This is a genomic window from Tardiphaga sp. 42S5 (assembly GCF_034044155.1).
GTDB classification, from domain to species: domain Bacteria; phylum Pseudomonadota; class Alphaproteobacteria; order Rhizobiales; family Xanthobacteraceae; genus Tardiphaga; species Tardiphaga robiniae.
Window position 1 is genome coordinate 3,945,754 of record NZ_CP139027.1, and the last position, 20,376, is coordinate 3,966,129.

General features: G+C 62.8%; 18 protein-coding genes. 14 read left to right on the forward strand and 4 right to left on the reverse strand.

All coding sequences use genetic code 11. From position 1 onward, the window contains the following. The first annotated feature begins 138 nt into the window (after window positions 1-138). Window positions 139-825: a cysteine hydrolase family protein gene (locus SFY93_RS18270; RefSeq protein ID WP_320444106.1), complete on the forward strand. Its 687-nt coding sequence runs from the start codon at window positions 139-141 to the stop codon at window positions 823-825. Between the two features lie 11 nt (window positions 826-836). Here SFY93_RS18270 and hspQ read toward each other — a convergent pair whose 3' ends face one another. After that, window positions 837-1,169: a heat shock protein HspQ gene (gene hspQ / locus SFY93_RS18275; protein WP_320444107.1), complete on the reverse strand. Its 333-nt coding sequence runs from the start codon at window positions 1,167-1,169 to the stop codon at window positions 837-839. Window positions 1,170-1,290: 121 nt separating this feature from the next. On the opposite strand from hspQ, the gene SFY93_RS18280 reads away from it, so the two are divergent. Next, window positions 1,291-2,244, forward strand: a complete 954-nt coding sequence (locus SFY93_RS18280; RefSeq protein ID WP_320444108.1) for an AEC family transporter — start codon at window positions 1,291-1,293, stop codon at window positions 2,242-2,244. A 14-nt stretch (window positions 2,245-2,258) separates the two neighbouring features. Here SFY93_RS18280 and SFY93_RS18285 read toward each other — a convergent pair whose 3' ends face one another. Further along, window positions 2,259-3,461, reverse strand: a complete 1,203-nt coding sequence (locus SFY93_RS18285; RefSeq protein ID WP_320444109.1) for a UbiH/UbiF family hydroxylase — start codon at window positions 3,459-3,461, stop codon at window positions 2,259-2,261. 136 nt (window positions 3,462-3,597) lie between these two features. Between SFY93_RS18285 and pcsA the strand changes: the two genes are divergently transcribed. Genes pcsA through SFY93_RS18300 form a run of 3 tightly spaced genes read left to right on the forward strand, consistent with a single transcriptional unit; the run spans window position 3,598 to window position 6,097 of the window. Continuing rightward, window positions 3,598-4,332: a phosphatidylcholine synthase gene (pcsA, locus tag SFY93_RS18290; RefSeq protein ID WP_320444110.1), complete on the forward strand. Its 735-nt coding sequence runs from the start codon at window positions 3,598-3,600 to the stop codon at window positions 4,330-4,332. Next, complete coding sequence (locus SFY93_RS18295; protein ID WP_320444111.1) at window positions 4,329-5,066, forward strand: TerC family protein; 738 nt, start codon at window positions 4,329-4,331, stop codon at window positions 5,064-5,066. The genes pcsA and SFY93_RS18295 overlap by 4 nt, the downstream gene beginning before the upstream one ends. Window positions 5,067-5,122: 56 nt before the next feature. Then, the gene (locus SFY93_RS18300) at window positions 5,123-6,097 is read left to right on the forward strand and encodes a quinone oxidoreductase family protein (RefSeq protein WP_068731670.1); all 975 of its coding nucleotides are present in this window, start codon (window positions 5,123-5,125) and stop codon (window positions 6,095-6,097) included. 168 nt (window positions 6,098-6,265) lie between these two features. Here SFY93_RS18300 and rimO read toward each other — a convergent pair whose 3' ends face one another. Then, a complete protein-coding gene (gene rimO / locus SFY93_RS18305; RefSeq protein WP_320444112.1) occupies window positions 6,266-7,594 on the reverse strand; it encodes a 30S ribosomal protein S12 methylthiotransferase RimO in 1,329 nt (442 codons plus the stop codon). A 111-nt stretch (window positions 7,595-7,705) separates the two neighbouring features. Here rimO and SFY93_RS18310 point away from each other — a divergent pair, with 111 nt between their 5' ends. Both SFY93_RS18310 and SFY93_RS18315 read left to right on the forward strand, forming a co-directional pair. After that, the gene (locus tag SFY93_RS18310; protein WP_089264382.1) at window positions 7,706-8,296 is read left to right on the forward strand and encodes an ANTAR domain-containing response regulator; all 591 of its coding nucleotides are present in this window, start codon (window positions 7,706-7,708) and stop codon (window positions 8,294-8,296) included. Continuing rightward, window positions 8,296-9,465, forward strand: coding sequence for a CmpA/NrtA family ABC transporter substrate-binding protein (locus SFY93_RS18315; RefSeq protein ID WP_320447800.1), 1,170 nt, complete (start codon window positions 8,296-8,298; stop codon window positions 9,463-9,465). The genes SFY93_RS18310 and SFY93_RS18315 overlap by 1 nt, the downstream gene beginning before the upstream one ends. 7 nt (window positions 9,466-9,472) lie before the next feature. Here the strand turns inward: SFY93_RS18315 and SFY93_RS18320 are convergent, their stop codons facing one another. Then, a complete protein-coding gene (locus tag SFY93_RS18320; RefSeq protein WP_320444113.1) occupies window positions 9,473-10,174 on the reverse strand; it encodes a phosphoadenylyl-sulfate reductase in 702 nt (233 codons plus the stop codon). Window positions 10,175-10,390: 216 nt separating this feature from the next. Here SFY93_RS18320 and cysD point away from each other — a divergent pair, with 216 nt between their 5' ends. The 7 genes from cysD to SFY93_RS18355 all read left to right on the forward strand — a co-directional run bounded on the left by cysD (window position 10,391) and on the right by SFY93_RS18355 (window position 20,368). Then, window positions 10,391-11,230 carry a sulfate adenylyltransferase subunit CysD gene (gene cysD, locus SFY93_RS18325; RefSeq protein ID WP_068731681.1) on the forward strand — a complete coding sequence of 280 codons (840 nt, stop codon included), beginning with the start codon at window positions 10,391-10,393 and terminating at the stop codon, window positions 11,228-11,230. Between the two features lie 10 nt (window positions 11,231-11,240). Next, window positions 11,241-13,163, forward strand: a complete 1,923-nt coding sequence (cysC, locus tag SFY93_RS18330; RefSeq protein WP_320444114.1) for a sulfate adenylyltransferase subunit CysN — start codon at window positions 11,241-11,243, stop codon at window positions 13,161-13,163. 475 nt (window positions 13,164-13,638) lie between these two features. Then, entirely contained in the window at window positions 13,639-15,426 is a 1,788-nt protein-coding gene (locus SFY93_RS18335) for a NirA family protein (RefSeq protein WP_320444115.1), read from the forward strand. Then, window positions 15,423-17,030, forward strand: coding sequence for a sulfite reductase subunit alpha (locus SFY93_RS18340; RefSeq protein WP_320444116.1), 1,608 nt, complete (start codon window positions 15,423-15,425; stop codon window positions 17,028-17,030). Before SFY93_RS18335 ends, SFY93_RS18340 begins: the two co-directional genes overlap by 4 nt. 437 nt (window positions 17,031-17,467) lie before the next feature. Beyond that, a complete protein-coding gene (locus tag SFY93_RS18345; protein WP_320444117.1) occupies window positions 17,468-18,565 on the forward strand; it encodes an ABC transporter substrate-binding protein in 1,098 nt (365 codons plus the stop codon). Next, window positions 18,543-19,583, forward strand: a complete 1,041-nt coding sequence (locus SFY93_RS18350; protein WP_320444118.1) for an ABC transporter permease — start codon at window positions 18,543-18,545, stop codon at window positions 19,581-19,583. Before SFY93_RS18345 ends, SFY93_RS18350 begins: the two co-directional genes overlap by 23 nt. Beyond that, entirely contained in the window at window positions 19,577-20,368 is a 792-nt protein-coding gene (locus tag SFY93_RS18355) for an ABC transporter ATP-binding protein (protein WP_320444119.1), read from the forward strand. Before SFY93_RS18350 ends, SFY93_RS18355 begins: the two co-directional genes overlap by 7 nt. Window positions 20,369-20,376 lie beyond the last annotated feature (8 nt).

The following is a 20,376-nucleotide window of genomic DNA, read 5'->3' on the forward strand; positions in this document are numbered from 1 at the left end:
CAAGAGATGGGCCAGCCTTGCTTTTCGTATATTGTCCTCTGTATACAAAAAACTGTAACCGCCGCGGTCGCTTCGCAGGGGCGGTCTGGTGCGATCGTCATCAACTGAGCTGTGCAGATGCACAGAAGGAGAGCAGACATGCATAACTTCGAGATGCCCGGCTGGGCGACCGAACGGGTTCTGGCGCGACAGGGGCAGGCACTGGCTCATCGCGATGTCGCGGCCGACACCACGGCGCTGGTGGTCATCGACATGCAGAACCATTTCCTCGCGCCCGGTGGAGGCGGCGAGACGCCGCCGGCGCGCGACATCGTGCCGAACATCAATCGCGTAGCGGCGGCGCTGCGCGCGGCCGGTGGTCTGGTGGTATGGATCCGGACGCTGTTCAACGACGGTGCGCTGAACACGATCCCGCATTTCCATCACACGCTGCTGACGCCGGACCGCTTTGCCGCGCGCTCGAAATCGCTGGCCGAAGATGCGCCGGGCTCGGCGCTATGGCCCAAGCTCGATGTGCGCGATGGCGATCTCGTGGTCGGCAAGACGCGCTACAGCGCCTTCATCCAGGGCGCCTCTGATCTCGACGGCATCTTGCGCGCACGCGGTATCACGGCGGTGCTGATTGCAGGGACAATGACCAATGCCTGCTGCGAATCCAGCGCGCGCGACGCCATGATGCTGAATTACCGCACGACGATGGTGCACAACGCCTGCGCCAGCCTGCGTGACGATGAACACGCGGCGGCGCTGACAAGCTTCTACATGTTCTTCGGAGATGTCACTGACGTGGCGGAGCTGGAGCAGCGCTACGGCGCGCGGGGATAGGCTCCGCGACGTCAGTTCAACGACGGATTGCGCGGCCGGTAGCCGCCGGACTTATCCTTGATGAAGATCTCGGCGACCTGGGAATGCCGGATCGGCTCGCCGGATTCATCGGGGAGCAGGTTCTGCTCGGAGACATAAGCGACGTATTCCGACTCAGAATTCTCGGCCAGCAGATGATAAAATGGCTGGTCCTTGTTCGGACGGACGTCTTCGGGGATCGACAGCCACCACTCTTCGGTGTTGTTGAATTCCGGATCGATGTCGAACACCACCCCCCGGAACGAAAAGATCCGGTGGCGGACGATCTGTCCAATCTGGAATTTGGCGGTCCGCGCTTTAATCATTCTGGTCGAATAGACCAGGATTGTGGCCGATGCTAGAGGCAAACGACGGAATTAAGACAGCCGCAGGCCGCTCCCCGCTATCCCGCCCATAGGGCCAAGAACCAAGAAAAACACGCCTGACATGATGGACGTCCTCAATCTTGCACTGCCGTATTTCGGGCTGATCTTCATCGGCTTCGCCTGCGGCAAGGTGAAGAACCTGCCCGAAACGGGCCTCGCCTGGATGAATTTTTTCCTTCTGTACGTGTCGTTGCCGGCGCTGTTCTTCCGCATCATGGCCAAGACGCCGTTCGAGGAACTCAACAATCTGCCCTTCGTGATCGGGACCACGTTGGCGACCGCGACGGCGTTCTTCCTGTCGGTCGGTACCGGTAAATTTCTGGGCCGGCTGACCATGCGGGAGGCCGGGATGGCCGGGCTCGCCGGCGGCTACGGCAATATCGGCTATATGGGACCGGGGCTGGCGCTGGCGGTGCTCGGCCCCAAGGCAGCAGTTCCGACTGCACTGGTATTCTGTTTCGACAGCATCTTCCTGTTCTCGATCGCGCCGCTGATGATGGCGCTGACCTCAGGCGACAAGCGCCCGCTGCTGCCGACCATCGGTATCGTCATCAAGCATATCGTGCTGCATCCCTTGATCGTGGCGGCCTATCTTGGCGCCTTCGTCGCGGCGTTTCACATCCAGATGCCGGTCGCGGTCGACGGCATGCTGCTGTTCCTGCAGAACTCGGCGGCACCCGTCGCATTGTTCGCGCTCGGCGTTACGGTCGCGCTGCGGCCGCTGGGACGCGTGCCATGGGAAATCCCGGGCCTGATTTTCATCAAGCTGTTGCTGCATCCCTTGATCGTGTTCGGCCTGATGCTGTTGCTCGGACCGTTCCCGCCGCTCTGGGCCGCAACTGCTGTGCTGCTGGCGTCATTGCCGCCGGCGCTGAATGTGTTCGTGATCGCGCGGCAGTACGATAGCTGGATCGAACCAGCCTCGGTCGCGGTGCTGCTCGGCACCTTCGTGTCCGTGCTGACGCTGACGTCGGTGATGTACTTCCTGAAGACCGGCCAGATCGCATTCCCTTAGGCCGCGCGAGATCTCTAGGAAGTATTCCTGCGCCACGATGGCGACAGGCCTTCGCGCATCGCAAGGCGGCGCAGCGGGCCTATAGACCCCATCGCTTGCATGCCGGCCGCGCGGATCACCTGCATCGGTAGGAGATCGCTCAGCAGCGAGCGGTTGGCCATGTCGATGGCGAAGGTACGCGAGGAGATATCGCTGCGGCGTATCTGCTCGAAACGCGCCAGCACCGGCGCTGCCCCGATATCCGCGCCATTCATGCCGGCATCGCGAACGACGTCAGCGATATCGCCGGCGTCGCGCAGGCCAAGATTGAGACCCTGCGCACCGATCGGCGGCACCACATGCGCGGCTTCGCCGACCAGCACGATGCGGTTCTTCGCGAGCTGTGTGGGCTGCTCGATGGCCAATGGAAACACATGCCTGCCGGGCTCGACCTGAACGCGGCCGAGGATCGAATGCGATTGCTTCTCCGCGGCGTCCGATAGCGCCTCATCGCTCAAAGCCATCAAGCGCTCGGCATCCCGGGGCTTGTTGACCCAGACGACGCTGGAGCGATTGCCGGGCAGGGGCACGAACACGCAGGGACCGGCGGGTGTGTGAAACTCCGTCGACATGTTTTTATGCGGCCGGCTATGCGTGATGTTGAAGGTCAGCGCGGTCTGCTCAAGCGCGCGTCGCTTGACTGAAATGCCTGCGGCCTCGCGGCACAGGGACTGGCGGCCATCGGCGCCGACGACCAGCCGCGCCACCAGGACCTTGCCTTGCCGTGTGCGGACCTGAACCTGCATCTCGTCCGGCGAGACCGTATCGGCTTCGTCATCGATGCGAATGAGATTGGTCAATTCCGCAGCGCGCGCTTCGAGCGCGATCATCAATTCGCGGTTCTCGATATTGTAGCCGAAGGTCTCGAGGCCGATCTCGCTGCAGACGAACTTGACTTCGGGCGCACGGATCAGCCGGCCCGTGTCGTCCACCAGCCGCATGGTCGTCAGCGCGGCCGCCTTGTCGGCGCAGCGGCGCCAGACATCGAGGCTTTCCAGAAACGCGACGGAGCCGCCCAGCAGCGCGGTGGTGCGGTTGTCGCCATAGGGGACGCGGCGGGCGACGAGGGCGGTACGGGCGCCGGTCTCGGCCAGCGCGAGGGCGGCAGCAAGGCCGGCAGGCCCGCCGCCGACAACGGCGACATCATAGGTGGAGGTGGAAGCAGAGGTCTCGGTCATGGCCGGACCATCGGCCTTTGGCCGGGTATTTTCAAGCCGTTACGCGCCGCGGAATCGTTCCCGCAGTGTCGGGCGGCCGAGTGCCGCATCGGCGCCTGTGCAAATCGGGCGGATTCCTGCTAGCAATTCCTGGCACATGACCGCTTCGAGTCCGGACCAACTCCCGTCGTCGTCACGATCCGCGCGCGCGGCTGCGTTCTCGGTTCACATCTTTACTGCGCTCGGTGCCGGTGTGGCACTCATTGCCATGATGAGCGCCGTGCGCGGCGAATGGGCTGTGATGTTTGGCTGGCTCGGTTTGGCGCTGATCATCGACGGGCTCGATGGCCCGATCGCCCGACACTTCGACGTCGGCCGCGTGTTGCCGGATTGGTCGGGCGATGCGCTCGATTTCGTGGTCGACTTCCTCACTTACGTGTTCGTGCCAGCCTATGCGATCGCTGCCTCCGGCCTGTTGGTGCCGTGGACGGCGGTGCTGCTCGGTGCCGGTATCGTCGTCACCAGCGCATTATACTTTGCCGACAAGCGCATGAAGACCGACGACAACCACTTTCGCGGTTTTCCGGCACTGTGGAACGGGGCGGCGTTCTATCTGTTCCTGCTGCAACCATCACCCCTCATCGCGAGCCTTGCGATTCTGGCGTTGATCGTCCTGACCTTTGTGCCGGTGCATGTGCTGCATCCCGTTCGCGTGACGCGCCTGCGCCGGTTGAACCTGTCACTTATGGCGATCTGGGCTGTGCTGGCCGTCATCACGCTGATACAGAACTTCGCTGTTGCTTTGCCTATTACGGTCGCGCTCTGCGCGATCGCTTTTTACATTGTCTGCGGTGACGCCGTCATCCGCCTCATGAGGCCCTCCAAATCATGATCGAACTGTTTTCCAGCCCCGAAGCCTGGGCAGCGCTCTTGACGCTGACCGCGCTCGAAATCGTACTTGGTATCGACAATGTGATTTTCCTGTCGGTGCTGGTGTCGCGGCTACCGGAGCCGCAGGCAACCCGCGCACGCCAGATCGGTCTCGCGCTGGCGCTTGTGTTCCGCATCATCCTGTTGAGCGTCCTCGTCTGGCTGATCGGCCTGACCGAACCCGTCATCACGGTGAGAGGCCTCGCATTCTCCTGGCGTGATCTGATCCTGATCGGAGGCGGTCTGTTCCTGATCGCCAAGGCGACGCATGAAATTCATGCCGAGGTCGAGGCGCGCGAGGGACACGACAACGAGAAGCCGACACCGAACGCCTTTGCCTGGGTGATCCTGCAGGTCGTGGTCGTCGATCTCGTGTTCTCGCTCGACTCCATCATCACGGCGATCGGCATGGCGCAGGACATCGAGATCATGGCTGCCGCCGTCATCATCGCCTGTGCGGTGATGTATGTATCGTCCGGACCCGTGGCGCGCTTTGTGGCGCAATATCCGACCACCAAGATGCTGGCGCTCGCCTTCCTGGTGTTGATCGGCGTCTCGCTGATGGCGGATGGATTCAAATTCCATATTCCGCGCGGTTACATCTATTTCGCCATCCTGTTCTCGGCGGCGGTCGAGTTGTTCAACGTGCTGGCGAAGCGCAACCGCCGAAAGCGGGTCCAGCCGGGCACAGGTTGACATCACACGGGTGTTGGTTATCGCTTGAGACCAAAGTCACTCAGGGAGATTGAACGATGACTAAAGCCGTCCGCGTCCATGAGATCGGTGGACCCGAAGTGCTCACTTATGAAGACGTGCAGGTCCCGGCACCGGCCGCGGGCGAGGTGCGCATCCGCCAGCATGCCATCGGCGTCAATTTCATCGATACGTATTTCCGCAGCGGCCTCTACAAGGCGCCGCAGCTGCCTTTCATTGCCGGCAATGAGGCCTCGGGCGAAGTGATCGAGGTCGGTCCGGGCGTCACGGGTTTTCATCCTGGTGACCGTGTCGCCTATTATTCGGCCCTCGGCAGCTATGCCACCGAACGTGTGTTTGCCGCCGACCGGCTGGTGAAGCTGCCCGATCGCATCACCCACGAGCAGGGCGCCGTGCTGATGCTCAAGGGCCTCACGGTCTGGTATCTGCTGCACAAGACTTTCAAGGTCGAGCCGCATCATCGCGTGTTGATCCATGCCGCAGCAGGCGGCATCGGTCTGCTCGCCTGCCAGTGGGCCAAGGCCATGGGCGCGCATGTGATCGGCACGGTCGGCTCGAAAGAGAAGGGCGAGTTGGCGCTGGCCAATGGCTGCGATCACGTCATCTATTACAACGAAGAGAACTTCGTCGATCGCGTGAAGCAGATCAGCCGTAACGAACTTTGCGATGTGGTCTATGACGGTGTGGGCAAGACCACCTATCCGGGCTCGCTGTCATGCCTGAAGCCGCGCGGCATGTGGGTGTCGTTCGGCAATGCCTCTGGCCCTGTGCCGCCATTCGCGATTGCCGAACTCAACAATCACGGCTCGCTGTTCGCGACGCGTCCGAAGCTGAACGACTATGTCGCCAAGCGCTCGGAATTGCTGGAGGGCGCCGACACGCTGTTCTCGGCTGTGATCGACGGCAAGCTGCATGTGCCGATCAATCATGCTTATGCGCTGAAGGATGCGGCCAAGGCGCATGTGGACCTGGAAGCGCGCAAGACCACGGGCGCGGTGATCTTGAAGGTGTGAGGCGGGTGGCTTTGCCACAGTCTCATTGCTAACGTTCGTCATGGCCGGGCAAAGCGCGAAGCGTGGCTTCGCTAGATGTCCCGGCCATCTACGTCTTGGCCACCAGGAAGTAGAGACGTGGATGCCCGGGACAAGCCCGGGCATGACGGCGTTTTAGTTACGCTTCTCTCAGAATCCAGCCACCGTCCCGTGCAGATCATACGCATCCGCGCGTTCGATCTTCGCCGTGACGATCTCGCCGACCTTCAGCGGCCGGCGTGCGGTGATATAGACCGATCCGTCGATGTCAGGCGCGTCCGCCTTCGAGCGGCCCTTTGATACAGTCGGGCCGACCTCGTCGATGATGATCTGCTGGCGGGTGCCTACCTTGCGCTTCAAGCGGCGCGCCGAGATTTTCTGCTGGCGCTCCATCAGTGCGTTCCAGCGCTGCTGCTTGATTTCTTCAGGCACCGCATTGGCAATGGCATTGGAGGTCGCGCCCGCTACGGACTCGTATTTGAACGCGCCGACGCGGTCGATCTGCGCCTCTTCCAGCCAGTCGAGCAGATACTGGAAATCGCTTTCGGTCTCGCCGGGGAAGCCGACGATGAAGGTCGAGCGCAATGTCAGATCGGGGCATTCCTCGCGCCACTTCTTGATCCGCGCCAGCGTCTTGTCCTGCGCCGCCGGGCGCTTCATCGCCTTGAGCACGTCCGGAGCGGCATGCTGGAACGGGATGTCGAGGTAGGGCAGCACATTGCTGCCGGAATTCATCAACCCGATGACTTCGTCGACATGCGGATACGGGTAAACATATTGCAGCCGCACCCAGGCGCCGAGTTCTCCGAGCTCCTTGGCGAGATCATAGAACTTGGCGCGGACCTCGCGGTCCTTCCACGGGCTCGTCGCATATTTGATATCGACGCCGTAAGCCGAGGTGTCCTGCGACACGACCAGCAATTCCTTGACGCCGGCCTTCACCAGCTTCTCGGCTTCGAGCAGGACTTCGTTGGCCGGACGCGAGACCAGATTACCGCGCAGCTTCGGAATGATGCAGAAGGTGCAGCGGTTGTTGCAGCCTTCGGAAATTTTCAGATAGGCGTAGTGCCGCGGCGTCAGCTTGATGCCCTGCGGGGGTACCAGATCGATGTGCGGATTGTGCACCGGCGGCAGCGCACGATGCACGGCGTCGAGCACGCTTTCATATTGCTGTGGCCCGGTGATCGACAGCAGGTTGGGATAGGCGGCCTCGATCTGCTCGGGCTCGGCGCCCATGCAGCCGGTGACGATGACCTTGCCATTCTGCGCCATGGCTTCGCCGATGGCGCCCAGCGACTCCGCCTTGGCGCTGTCGAGGAAGCCGCAGGTGTTGACGATGACGATGTCGGCGCCGTCGTGCTTGCGGGCGAGTTCGTAACCTTCGGCCCGCAGGCGCGTAATGATCCGCTCGGAATCCACCAAAGCCTTGGGGCATCCCAGTGACACAAAGGAGATTTTCGGCGCGGCGGCCTGTTGCATGTTCGATCTGCCTGATTGAGAGGCAGCAGGTAGTCCCATTTGCCCATAATTACAAGGCTTTAAGCCGTGCGCGGGCGTGCTATGGGTATGCTGCATCCATGTGAGTGCCCGATGCCTGCCGACCAGTCGCCCAAAATTGTCATTGTCGACGAAAGCCCGATCCGGGCCGCGATCCTTGAGGAAGGGCTGCGGGAGGCTGGCTATGTGGACGTCCAGCATATCCGGGAGATGCATAACCTGCTGGCCCGGATTTATGCGCTGGATCCGGACGTTATCGTTATCGACCTCGAAAACCCCAGCCGCGACGTGCTGGAACAAATGTTCCAGGTGTCCCGCGCGGTGCGCCGGCCAGTCGCCATGTTCGTCGACCAGAGCGACGCCGAGTCGGCGCGGGCTTCGGTCGAGGCGGGGGTATCCTCTTACATCGTGGACGGGCTGAAGAAGGAGCGGATCAAGCCGATCCTCGATCTCTGCATCTCCCGTTTCAACGCCTTCTCCAAACTGCAGGACGAGCTCGAGCGCACCAAGTCGGCGCTGGAGGAGCGCAAGATCATCGACCGCGCCAAGGGCATCGTGATGAAGCTCAAGGGCCTCAATGAAGAAGAGGCTTACGTATTGCTGCGATCCACGGCGATGCGTGAAAAGAAGAAAATCGGCGAGATCGCCCAGTCGATCATCACCGCAGCGGAGTTGCTGAAATGATCGATCAACCGCTCCGTGTCGGGTTCATCCCGCTGGTCGACGCCGCCGCGCTGATTGTTGCGGTCGACAAGGGGTTCACGAAGGCCGAGGGGCTGAACGTCGAATTGGTTCGGGAAGTGTCGTGGTCGAATGTCCGCGACAAGCTGAATATTGGCCTGTTCGAAGCGGCGCATCTGCTGGCGCCCGTTGCCATCGCGTCCAGCCTCGGGCTCGGGCATGTGAAAGTGCCGATCGTGGCGTCGTTCAATCTCGGCATCAACGGCAATGCCATTACCGTCTCGCCGGCGCTGCATGCGGCGCTGATGTCGGAGCTCGACGGTGACCCGACCGATCCGATGGCCACCGCACAGGCGCTGCGCCGCGTCGTCGTCGCGCGTGCCCGTGCCGGTGCCGACCCCCTGACCTTCGGCATGACCTTCCCGTTCTCGACGCATAATTACCAGCTCCGTTTCTGGATGGCGGCCGGCGGCGTCGATCCCGATGAGGACGTGCGCCTCGTGGTGCTGCCGCCGCCGTACATGGTCGACAGCCTCGCCAACGGTCACGTCGATGCGTTCTGTGTCGGCGCGCCCTGGAATTCTGTCGCGGTCGATCTCGGCGTCGGCCATATTCTGCATTTCGTCTCCGACATCCTGCTGCGCGCCGCCGAGAAGGTGCTGGCGGTCAGGCAGGACTGGGCGGAGAAGAACCCGGACACCGTGGCGGCGCTCACGCGGGCGCATGTGAAGGCCGCGGTCTTCATCGAGGCGCCGGAGAATCGCGACGAGATTGCCGCGATACTCGCCAAGCCCCAACATATCGGCGTCTCGCCGGAGGTCCTGCTGCGGACGCTGGATGGCCGGCTGAAGATTTCGCCGGACGGCACCATGCGCGAGAGCGGGCGCTATCTGCTGGTTGGCCGCGAAGGAGCCGGGCGTCCAGATCCCGTTCAGGCCGCCTGGCTCTATGCCCAGATGGTGCGCTGGGGACAGGCCGCGATCAGCCCGGAGGCGCTGAAAATCGCACAGGGCGTGTTCCGCCCAGATCTCTACGATGCCGCGCTCGGTATCACCGGCAGCGCTCCGACCGATGTGCCCGATGCGGTCGGCGCCTTCGCGGGGCCGCCATTCGATCCGAGCAACATCGCTGCCCATCTCGCCGCGTTCGAGATCGCGCATATGAAGTCGTGACGGCGGCTCAGTTCGCCGATGTGTGGATGCCGCATTCCGTTTTGGCGCGGCCGCGCCAGCGGCCGGCGCGGGGGTCCTCGCCAGGCGCGGTGCGGGACGTGCAGGGCATGCAGCCGACCGACGCAAAGCCTGAGGCCACGAGCGGATGTGGCGGCAGCTTCGCCGACGCATAGATCAGCCCGATCTCGTCCGGCGTGACATTGGCGAATGGATTGAATTTCAGCTTCCCGCCATCGGTTTCAACGACAGGAATGGCCGCGCGCGACGCACCTTGAAATCGCTTGCGGCCGTTGATCCATGCGCTGAACGGCGCCAGTGCCTGCGCCAGCGGTTCGACCTTCCTGATCCGACAGCAGGTGTCGGGATCGGACGACCACAAATCCCCATCGCTGTCGTGAGCGGCAAGCGCATCCGCTGCGGGGCGGATCGTTCGGACGTCGCGCAGGCCCAGCGTCAGGATCAGTTGGTCGCGATAGGCGAGTGTCTCCTTGAACATCCAGCCGGTGTCGAGAAACAGCACGGGGATGGCGGGATCGACATCGGCCATCACCTTCAGCAACGCTGCGGACTCCGTGCCAAACGACGATACCAGCGCGAGTCCATCGCGGCCCGCGACATCAAGCGCCGCAGCAATCACCTCGGCAGGCGAGGCGGATTGCAGCGCTTGATCGTATTGGACAGCACTTGCGACGGCTCCGGGCGACAGCATCTCGAACTCCTCAACACATCCGGCTTGACTGGAATAAGATTCTATATATCAGTTGTTTGTCGCCACTTAATAGAAAAATATTCTTTCTATTTGAGAAGCGCAGTTTAGATTTTTTGACCCCATAAATCGAGTTCCAGAGATGCACTTTCTCCGAGCGTATCCGCTTCGTGAGCAACGGCGAATCTCACGGCGGTTTTGAGGACCTGGAGAAGGCGTATGACGTCGACCAATCTCGAACGCGTCCGATCGGACGTGGTATCGATGGACCACCTCGATCAACTGGAAGCGCAGAGCATCTACATCCTGCGCGAGGGCTTCGCCCGATTGAAGAAGCTGGCCTTGCTGTGGTCGCTCGGCAAGGACTCCAATGTCATGATCTGGCTGGCGCGCAAGGCGTTCTTCGGCCACGTACCGTTCCCCGCGCTGCATGTCGATACCGGCAAGAAGTTTCCGGAGATGTACGCATTCCGCGATCACTATTCGAAGGAATGGGGACTCGACCTCACCGTCGAATATTGCCCGTCGATCGATAGTGTTGATCCGACACTGCCGCCAGCGGCGCGTTCCGCAGCGCGCAAGACCGAAGGTCTCAAACTTGCGCTGGCGAAGCACGGCTTCGACGGATTGATCGCCGGCATTCGCCGCGACGAAGAGGCGACCCGCGCCAAGGAGCGTGTGTTCTCGCCGCGCGGTGTCGAGGGCGGATGGGACGTGCGCGACCAGCCACCGGAATTCTGGGACCAGTTCAACGCCTCGCCGCCGCCCGGTGCGCATCTGCGCATTCATCCGATCCTGCATTGGACCGAAGCCGACATCTGGGCCTACACGGCGCGGGAAAACATTCCGATCATTCCGCTGTATCTGGCCAAAGACGGCAAGCGCTACCGCTCGCTGGGCGATGCCGACATCACCAATCCCGTCGCATCCACCGCCAGCACGATTGCCGAAATCCTGGTCGAGCTCGACGGCACCACGATTCCCGAGCGCGCCGGCCGCGCACTCGATCATGAGACCGAAGACGCCTTCGAGCGACTGCGCGTCGCCGGCTATCTGTAGAGGTGATGCCATGACCAAACCCGTCAATCCGACCTCGCTCGGAATGCCCAACGGCACCACGCGCCCGCAACTGCGTATCGTGATTGTCGGCCACGTGGATCATGGCAAGTCGACGCTGGTCGGTCGCCTGCTGCACGAGACCGGCGGCCTGCCGGATGGCAAGCTGGAGATGCTGAAAGCGGTTAGCGCCCGGCGCGGCATGCCGTTCGAATGGTCGTTCCTGCTCGATGCGCTGCAGACCGAGCGCGACCAGGGCATCACCATCGATACAACGCAGATCCGCTTCCGCACCAAATTGCGCGACGTCATTCTGATCGACGCTCCCGGCCACGCCGAGTTTCTGCGTAACATGATCACCGGCGCATCGCAGGCCGATGGCGCCGTGCTGATCGTCGATGCGCTGGAAGGCGTTCGCGATCAGACCCGGCGCCATGCCTATCTGCTGCATCTGCTGGGCGTGAAGCAGGTCGCCGTCGTCGTCAACAAGATGGACCGCGTCGATTTCAGCGCCGAGCGCTTTCAGGCGATCAGCGACGAAATTTCGGCGCATCTCATCGAACTCGGCGTCACGCCTGCTGCGGTGATTCCGATTTCGGCGCGGGATGGCGATGGCGTCGCCACCCATACCGACCGTGTCGGCTGGTATCGCGGGCCGACCGTCGTGGGGGCGCTCGATGCGCTGAAGCCGGCACTCGCGCTTGATGAATTGCCGCTGCGGCTACCGGTACAGGCGATCTACAAGTTCGACGACCGGCGCATCGTGGCCGGGCGTATCGAGGCCGGTCATCTGGCTGTCGGCGACGACGTGGTGATCATGCCCGCCGGCAAGCGGGCAAAGATCAAGAGCGTGGAACGCTGGTCGGCGATGCCGTTGGAAGGCGAGCACGGCGCAGGGCGATCCGTCGGTATCACGCTCGACCGCGAACTGTTCGTCGAGCGCGGCGACGTGATCGCGCATGTGGGCGCGGTGCCATCGGATACACGACGACTGCGGGCGCGGATTTTCTGGCTGCACGACCAGCCGCTGACAGCGGGATCGTCGATCCTGGTGCGGCTCGGCGTGCGCGAAGTGCGCGGCCGTGTGGTCGCGATCGAGAAGGCGATCGATCCCGGCGAACTGGCCAGTGTCGAGACCAAACAGATCGCCCGCAATCACGTCGGCGAAATCGAGATCGCACTGTCGCAACCGGTCGCCGCCGATCGCTATGTCGACAATCCGCGCACCGGACGTCTCGTGATCGAGGTCGGCGGCCGGATCGCCGGTGGCGGTCTCGTCCTGTCCATCGATGCTGCCCAACGCGTCGTGTCATCGGACATCGTGCCGGTGCAGTCGGCACTGCAGCCTGAGGAACGTTCGGCGCGCTATCGCCATCAAGGCGCAGTTGTGTGGTTCACGGGATTGCCGGGATCGGGCAAGTCGACGCTGGCGCGGGCGCTGGAGCACCGTCTGTTCGCCAAAGGCGGTTCGCCGATCCTGCTCGACGGCGACACGCTGCGCGCCGGACTCAATCGCGACCTCGGCTTCTCCGCCGCCGATCGCAGCGAGAATGTCCGGCGACTGGCGGAGATGGCCGGCCATCTCGCCCGCAACGGTCATATTGCCATCGTTGCGGCTGTCTCACCCTCGCGCGGCGACCGCGCCGAGGCCCGCAGCGCGGTCGATACCGCATTTCGTGAGATCTATGTCGCGACGCCGGCGGAGATCTGCGAGCAGCGCGATCCCAAGGGGCATTACGCCAAGGCCCGCGCGGGCGACCTGCCGGGCTTCACCGGTATCGCCAACGACTATCAGGCGCCGGAGACGGTCGAGCTGCGGATCGACACGTCGACGATCGATGTGGGTCGCGCGATAGATGGCATCGAGGACATGCTGCGGCAGACGCAAGTGCTGGACGACGGAGCCGCTAATCTGGCGGCGTTCGAGGCGGTCTAACGGCTTAGGCCCGCGCTCACTTTTGCACCTCATGATGAGGTCAAGGAAAGCTGGTTCGCCAGCTTTCCTCTTACCGAGGCGGCAATCCGAAAGGCCACGAGCCCAGGCTGGATGGCTTCGTCGCGCGGGCCCTTCGCAACGATAGCTGCCATTGACGTTCCCACCGTCTAATTATTGAGCGTGCGGTGCACAAACGCTGGCACCGAACAGGCGGTTTTCGCCTGACCTTGACCTCAATCCCCTGATTTCTTGACGTTTTTCCTCCGAGGACGATCTGGCACGAGACTTGAATGTCTCTAGTCAACCGGCGTTCGCTGACGCCCGCCGGCCAGTTCAGATGGATTTCCGCAGCAACGAGGCTGATCGGATCGCTTTCAGAATTCAAGCCGGCGCGACGCGCCGACCTGAGCCTGCGCGGTCCGCAATCCTTATCCCCGTTGAAGCCACGCTGTGGCCCGCAGGAGCTTCGTCCCGCATGAAAATTGAAACGCTCTCCATCGACTTTACTGACGAACAGAAGCGCTACCTGGAAGGCTTTTCGACCGGGCTGCAGATCAGCCGCGTCGGCAAGGGTCTCGGCGGCGCTGCGTCAGCCAAGGCCAATGCGGAGCCGACCGGACCGGATGCGCCGCATATCAAGGCGCAGGACCGCACGATTGCGTCGGGCAAGAAGCTGGTCGAGCAGGAGAAATGGAAGCGCGAGGAACACCCGTTCGACGCCTATCCGCGGCTGCGCGATCAGGCCGCGATCGATGCACGGCCATCGCCGGCCGACAATTTCCGCTGGCGCTATTACGGCATCTTCTATGTGGGTCCAACGCAGGACTCCTATATGTGCCGGCTTCGGATCCCGAACGGCATCATGAAGCACTGGCAGCTTGCGGGTCTTGCCGATCTCAGTGACGAGCTCTGCGGTCCGTTTTCCCATGTGACCACGCGCGCCAATCTGCAGGTGCGCGAGATTCCGCCGAAAAACGCCGTGAAGCTGATCGAGGGCATCCAGGATCTCGGTCTGTGCTCTCGCGGCTCCGGGGCTGACAACATCCGCAACGTCACCGGCACGCCGACCGCCGGCATCGACCCTCAGGAACTGCTGGACACGCGGCCCTATGCCCGCGAGTGGCACTATCACATCCTCAATGACCGCACGCTCACCGGCCTGCCGCGCAAATTCAATGTCGCCTTCGACGGCGCCGGCAAGATCGCCGTGCTGGAAGACACCAACGACATCGCCTTCCAGGCAGTCGAAGTGAAGGATGGCTTCGGCGTCGCGCCCGGCGTCTGGTTCAAGCTCGGCATCGGCGGCATCACCGGCCACAAGGATTTCGCCACCGATACCGGCATCATCGTGAGACCGGAGGACGCCACCAAGGTCTCCGACGCCATCGTGCGCGTCTTCATCGATCTCGGCGACCGCACCAACCGCCTCAAGGCGCGGCTGAAATACGTGATCGACGGCATGGGCATGGAGAAGTTTCTGACCATCGTCGAGGAGAAGCTCGGCGCGCCGTTTACCCGCGTTCCGGCGGACGCGTTGCTGCCGCGCCCAAGCTTCGACCGCACGGCGCATATCGGCGTGCACAAGCAGAAGCAGGATGGCCTGAACTGGATCGGCGTCGTGTTGCCGCTGGGCAAGGTGACGACCGATCAGATGCGGGGGCTTTCGAAGATTGCGGCCGATCTCGGCGACGGCGATATCCGCCTCACGGTGTGGCAGAACCTGCTCATTCCTGGTGTGAAAGACGCGAATGTCGCGCTGGCGACTGCGGCCATCGAAGCCCTTGGCCTTGCCATCAAGACCACCGAGATCCGCGCCGGCCTGATCGCCTGCACCGGCCGCGCCGGTTGCAAATTCGGCAATGCGGATACCAAACGCACGGCAACGAACATCGCCGAATGGTGCGATACGCGCGTCGAGGTCGATACGCCGATCAACATCCATCTCACCGGCTGCCATCATTCCTGCGCGCAGCATTACATCAGCGACATCGGCATGATCGGTGCGCGCGTGGCGCTGGACGATAGCGACGACACCGTGGATGGCTTTCACATCTTCACCGGCGGCGGCTTCGGTCCACAGGCCGATGTCGGGCAGGAGGTCTATCAGAACGTGAAGTCCGAGGACGCGCCTGTCGTCGTCGAGCGGCTGCTGAAAGCTTATCTCGCCCACCGCGCGTCGCCGGACGAGACCTTCCTCACTTTCTCGCGCCGTCACGACGCGGCATCGTTGCGTAAGCTTGCTGATGAACAGGTGTCCGCATGAACCAGATGACGCCGCCGCCCAAACTCGAGATCATTCCGGCCTCCGCGCCGTTCTCGGAAGCGCAACGCTCCTGGCTGAACGGCTTCTTCGCCGGCCTGCTGTCCGACGCACCGGCGACGCCGCTCTCTGCAGAGCAGGGCGCAGCCATCATGGAAGAAGATGACGGCGCGCCGTGGCATGACCAGACCATGCCGATCGCCGATCGCATGAAGCTCGCCGAAGGCAAGCCGGTTCGTCGCAAGATGATGGCGGCGATGGCGCAGCAGGATTGCGGCCAGTGCGGCTATAATTGCAACGACTATTCCGACGCGATTGCCTCCAAGGCCGAAGCGCGCCTGAATCTCTGCGTCCCCGGCGGCAAGGAAACCGCGCGGATGCTGAAGTCGCTCTATGAAGAGCTCGACAAGGCGCCGGCGGGTGCTGCGCCCGCGGCAGCAGCGACGCCTGCTACTGCAGAACCGGTCGAAGTTGCTGCGCCGGATCCGTCGACGCTCGGGCGCTCGCGCGACAATCCCGCACCTGCGGTGTTTCTTGGCCGCCGCCTGCTCAATGGCAAAGGCTCCGAAAAGGAGACCTGGCATATCGATTTCGATCTGTCGGGCTGCGGGCTCGATTACGTCGTCGGCGACAGTTTCGGCATCTTTGCGTCGAACGATCTCGGTCATGTCGACCAGATCATCGCGCTGCTCGGCGCGTCGCATATGACGGAAGTGCGTGGCAAGACGCTGCGTGAAGTGCTGCAATACGACGTCTCGCTGGCCCCGGCACCGGACAGCCTGTTCGAGCTGATGTCCTATCTCACCGGCGGAGCGCAGCGCGCCAAGGCACGCGCACTGGCCCAGGGCGAGGACCCCGATGGTGATGCCGCGACGCTCGACGTGATGGCTGCGTTGCAGAAGTTTTCCGGCGTACGCCCGCATCCCGAAGCTTTCATCGAAGCGCTGGAGCCGCTGCAGCCGCGGCTCTACTCAATTTCGTCATCGCACACCGCCACACCGGGCAAACTGTCGCTGACAGTCGATATCGTTCGTTACATGGTCGGCAAGCGTAAGCGCCATGGTCTGGCCTCGAGCTTCCTCGCCGATCGCATCCAGCCCGGCGACGAGCTCAAGGTCTATGTCCAGAAGGCGCATGGCTTTGCGCTGCCGGAAAATCCGGAGACGCCGATCATCATGGTGGGACCGGGTACCGGCATCGCGCCGTTCAGGGCGTTCCTGCACGATCGCAAGGCCACCAAGGCGCCGGGCAAGAACTGGCTGTTCTTCGGCCATCAGCGCAGCGCCTCGGATTTCTTCTATGCCGACGAACTCAATGGCATGAAGACCGAAGGCTTCCTCACACGGTTGTCGCTGGCCTGGTCGCGCGACGCCGGCGAGAAGTTCTACGTGCAGGATCGCATGCGCGAGGTCGGCCGCGACGTCTGGACCTGGCTCGCCGAAGGCGCCCATGTCTATGTCTGCGGCGACGCCAAGCGCATGGCCAAGGATGTGGAGCGGGCTCTGGTCGACATCGCCGCCCAGCACGGCGCGCGTTCGACCGACGAGGCGGTGATGTTCGTCAGCGAGCTGAAGAAGAAGGGGCGGTTTCAGCTCGACGTATATTGATATCTTTACCCCGCATCCTGAGGAGACCGCCGTTCGTGGGCGTCTCGAAGGATGGCCGCAGACTCGGAGCGCCGGCATCTCATGGTTCGAGACGGCGCTTCGCGCCTCCTCACCATGAGGGGAGCGCGCGTTTGCGAGAGAACTGTTTTGCTTCAACTGCGTCATCAGTAGAACGCTTCCTCAGCGATAAATTGCGTTCTCTCTCGGCGCTGCTCTCATTGGAGATAATCTCTCCATCCTGCGCGACATTCAAAATTCCATTTTATTGACCGATGCCGCCGCGCTGCGCATCCTCGTACCATTGAAATCACAGGGGCGGGAGTCGGCGGACTCTCACGGCTGAGCTTCCACTAACACATTGACCATCGCATCAGCGCGAGCCGCAACACCATGCGTTGCGGCCATGGGCAGCGCTGTGCCGATCGCAAGGAGACCAGATGTCGAACGATGATCACAACTGCAAGCCGCTGATGGATCGTCGGTCGCTGTTGCGCGGCGGCGCAGCAGCCGCATTGGCGGCGCCACTCGGCGTATGGGGCGCGCAGGCCTTTCCGTTCCGGCAGGCGTCACCCATCGATTTTTCCGAATTTCCGATCTGCAGGACCGCATCGGAGGCGCCCGCGCTCACCGGTGTTCCGCGTAAATTGAAGCTCTCCTGGAATGCCGGCGCGGTCTGTCTTGCGCCGCTGCCGGTCGCCATCGATCACGGCTTCTTCCAGAAGCAGAACCTCGACGTCGAGCTGGTCAATTACAGCGGCTCGACGGACCAGCTTCTCGAAGCCATAGCCACCGGAAAATCCGATGCGGGCCTGGGCATGGCGCTGCGCTGGCTGAAGCCGCTGGAGCAGGGCTTCGACGTCAAGATCGTCGCCGGCACCCATGGCGGCTGCCTGCGCGCGCTGGCACCGGCGAAATCTGAGGTGAAGAGCGTTGCGGATTTCAAGGGCAAGACCATCGCGGTTGGCGATATGGCCGGCCCCGACAAGAACTTCTTCTCGATCCAGCTCGCGAAAGCCGGACTTAATCCGGACAAGGACGTCGAGTGGCGGCAATATCCCGGCAACCTCGTGCGGCTCGCCGTGGAAAAGGGCGAGGCACAGATCGGACTGGCCTCCGATCCGCTGGCCTATCTCTGGCTCAAGGACGGCGAGCTGAAGGAAGTCGGCTCCAATCTCGATGGCCCATATAAGGATATCAGTTGCTGCATCGTCGGCGTGCGCGGCAGTCTGCTGCGTGACGATCCGCTGGTCGCGCGCGGCCTGACGCAGGCATTGCTCGATGCTGCGATGTTCGCATCGCAGAATCCGGAGAAGGCTGCGAAGTCGTTCCAGCCCTATGCGCCGAAGAATGCCACCGTCGAGGATCTGCTGGGCATGGTGAAGTATCACACCCATCACCATCATCCCGTGGGCGATGCGCTGAAGCGTGAACTGAAGTCCTACGCCGACGATCTCAAGACGGTCTCGGTGTTCAAACCGAGCACCGATACCACCAAATTCGCGGAGCGCATCTATGCCGACGTATTCCGCGTCTGAGATCGCACCGCTTGGCGGTGACCGCGAGACCGCGCTCATTGCTGGCGATGGCGGACTTCAAGTCGTCAGCAAGCTTCGTTTCAGCATTACGGGGATCGGGGCAGGGCTTGCTTGGCTGACTTTCGGCCTGTCGTGCCTGCGATGGCCAGATATCGGCGACTGGCCACGCACCGAGGCTGTAGCCTATACGGCATTCGCGATTGCTGGCGGCATCGCGATTGCGACCACGGCGCAGGCACCGCTCGGCAAATTCGGCGACGGCGTGCAGCGACGCGCGCCCTGGCTGTTTGCCTTGGGAGCGTTCCTGACGCTGTGGGAGCTTGCGACGGCGAAATTCGGCTGGCTGCCGCTACCGTTCTTTCCGCCGCCGCAGTCGATCGTCGAGGTCTATACCGACGACCTGCCGAAACTGCTCGACAGCGCTTTCGCCTCGGTGAAGCTGCAGCTCGGCGGCTACTTCATCGGCGCGGTCGTAGGCTTCCTCACCGGCGTCTCCATCGGCTGGTCGCGGCTCGCGGGCTACTGGGTGCATCCGATCCTGCGCTTCATCGGCCCGTTGCCGGCGACCGCCTGGCTGCCGATTGCGTTCTTCACGTTCCCGTCCGTCTGGAGCGCCAGCACGTTCCTGATCGCGCTGGCCACCGGCTTTCCGGTGACAGTGCTGACCTGGTCGGGTGTGGCCAGCGTCAGCACCGCCTATTACGATGTCGCACGAACGCTCGGCGCAAAACCGTCGTTCCTGGTGACCAAGGTCGCGATCCCGGCAGCATTACCGCATGTGTTTGTCGGTCTGTTCATGGGGCTCGGCGCATCCTTCGCGGTGCTGGTCGTCGCCGAGATGATCGGCGTGAAGGCCGGGCTTGGCTTCTATCTGCAATGGGCGCAGGGCTGGGCGTCCTACAACAACATGTATGCGGCGCTGATCGTGATGTCGCTGCTGTGCTCCGGCGCGATCACGCTGCTGTTCAAGGTGCGTGACCGGCTGCTGGTCTGGCAGAAGGGCGTCGTCAAATGGTAGCGCTCGCGACAGCATTCAAGCCAGCGGCGACCGGCGCGTCGCTGGAGATCAAAGGCGTCAGCCATGCCTTCGATATCGATGGCAGCGTGCTGCCGGTGCTCGACGATGTCAGCATCAGTGTTGCGCCCGGAGAGTTCGTGGCGCTGCTCGGCCCCTCCGGTTGCGGCAAGTCCACGCTGCTGCGTCTGGTCGCCGGTCTCGAGCCGCCGCGTGGCGGCACGCTGGAAGAGGACGGCGTCGCCATCACCGGGCCTTATCCATCCCGCGTCGTGGTGTTTCAGGATCCCACGCTGTTTCCGTGGCGGACGGTGTGGGACAATATCGCGCTCGGGCTGGAAGCGCAGGGCGTGCTCAAGACGCAGCGTCACCGCGTCGATGCCGCAATCGATCTCGTCGGCCTCGGCGCATTCAAGAAGGCCTATCCGCATCAGCTTTCGGGCGGCATGGCGCAGCGTGTCGCGCTGGCGCGCGCGCTGGTCAATGATCCGCGCATTCTTGTGCTCGACGAGCCGCTTGGCAAACTCGATTCGCTGACACGCATCACCATGCAGGCCGAACTGGTTTCGCTCTGGCAACGCAACGGCTTCACAGCGCTGCTGGTGACTCACGACGTGGAGGAGGCGCTGTTTCTCGCCAACCGCGTCATCGTATTCAGCGATCGGCCGGCACGGGTGACGGCGGATATCACGGTGGATCGGCCCTATCCGCGTCATCGCGGCGATCCGCATCTGGCCGAGCTACGGCGGCAGATCCTGGGGCTGCTCGGGCTGGATGCGACGTGGTGAGCTCCTTC